The sequence below is a fragment of the Thermovirga lienii genome, from assembly GCF_036847465.1.
Taxonomy (GTDB): domain Bacteria; phylum Synergistota; class Synergistia; order Synergistales; family Thermovirgaceae; genus Thermovirga; species Thermovirga lienii.
Window position 1 is genome coordinate 1 of sequence record NZ_DAITZW010000084.1, and the last position, 1674, is coordinate 1674.

Annotated in this window: 2 protein-coding genes; both read right to left on the reverse strand. The window is 45.8% G+C overall.

The features are described 5' to 3' along the window. Positions 1-874: glycosyltransferase family 9 protein (locus V7Z69_RS09865; RefSeq protein ID WP_334139813.1), on the reverse strand; the 874-nt coding region annotated here is incomplete at its 3' end. 18 nt (positions 875-892) lie between these two features. Further along, positions 893-1674, reverse strand: a 782-nt coding sequence (locus V7Z69_RS09870; protein WP_334139814.1) for a glycosyltransferase, incomplete at its 5' end; no start/stop codon positions are given.

A 1674-nucleotide genomic window follows, 5' to 3' on the forward strand; every position in this document is an offset into this window, starting at 1 on the left:
CACATGAAACGACAATGTTAACACCTATATCATCTAACCCCACATTTCCTGGAAGGGTGGGACCAAACAAACCAACGGCAGGAAGGCCTATCAACTTAGCCATGTGCAGAAAACCTGTGTCTCCTCCTACGGCAGCATCACATTCCATCGCAAGCGCTGCAGTCTCCACCAGGTTTAACTTTCCTACCATGTTGATTACTTTAAGCCCCTTGGAACTTCTCACTATTTCCCATGCCAAGTTCTCCTCTTCTTCGCCATGACCCACTAAAACCATGGACCACCCTAAATGTCCCAATAAATCAGAAAGCTCTATCCATCTTCCAGCAGGCCATCTTTTAACCGCCTTGCTTGCCCCAACAATGGAAAAAAGCAGAGGGCCATTTACCTTCTCCCTTATGCCTTTGGCTTTTTCCTCTGCTTCCTTCGTAACATAGATCCAAGGCCTTTCAAATTGCTTCACATCCAAACCTATGAACTTGCCAACATCTTCCGCGTTGTGAGTATATGCGAAATCAGCCCAGCGATGAGCTCCCACACGTACCGGAATGCCGGAAAGCAAGGATAATAAAGCCCCTCTATCTGTACCTTGGAAGCACAGCAATATGTCAAACTTGCGCTTCCTAATTTCTGATATTGCTTTTATAAAATTCAAATTTCTTGCACTTTGCTCCCATACTATAACTTCATCAACATAGGGTTGACAGCGAACCAATTCATCCCAAGGATTACAGACAAACCAGGTTAGGTGAATGTTAGGGTATGCATCCTTAAGCGCCTTGGCATAAGGCATTACCCTGAGGACATCACCCATGGCACTATATCTATTCAAAAGAACTTTCTCGCTGCCCGATATCAGGCCTCTTTCAAAAACCATGCCATTGAACTCCTAAACTTATGTTCTTTTACGACCGAGCAAATCTAGGTAGACCTCTTCAATGCGAGAAGCCATCTCCCTCACAGTAAAGATCTTACTCACTTCAAACTCGGGGAAGGCAATCTTCCCCTCGAAGATTTTTCTTAAGCTCTCCTCCCAAGCCTTTACATCCCCAGGAGCTATAAGGCTGCTCTTGCGGGAACCAATAACCAGTTCCCTGACAGGAGGAATATCCGAAGCCAATACGGGAACTCCCATATAAATAGCCTGCATGAGGACAAGGGGCATGCCCTCCTCCAAGGAAGGAAACACAAGGCACGAACACTCTTTCATCCATTCCTCAGTATCGTTCCTAAAACCATGAAAATTAACTCTATCCGCTATGCCATACTCCTTTGCTATGTCCTCAAAAACTAAACGATGCGGGCCATCCCCTAAAACATCGAGCTTCCATTCATAGGACTTCAAACTCCCCAGGGCCTTGAGAACCACATCTAGCCCCTTCACCTTGGACAAGCGTCCAACAAAAAGAAAATTTCTAAAGGAACCTTTTCCTCCTTGCCACTTGCTGTAGTCCTTAGGTAAACCGTTATATATCACTCGGGTATTACCTGGCAAAAACTCCTCAAGATGCTTCAAAACCCCATTACTTACGCAAATGGCGGCATCCGCCCTTTTTAAAGGATACAAGGCTGCATTTTTGCTGTAGTTTGCATGAGCTGTCACTACCCATGGAACTTCACTGAAAGAACTGCTCCACCAAGCAATCCACGCGGGAACCCGGGAATGGGCGTGGATCA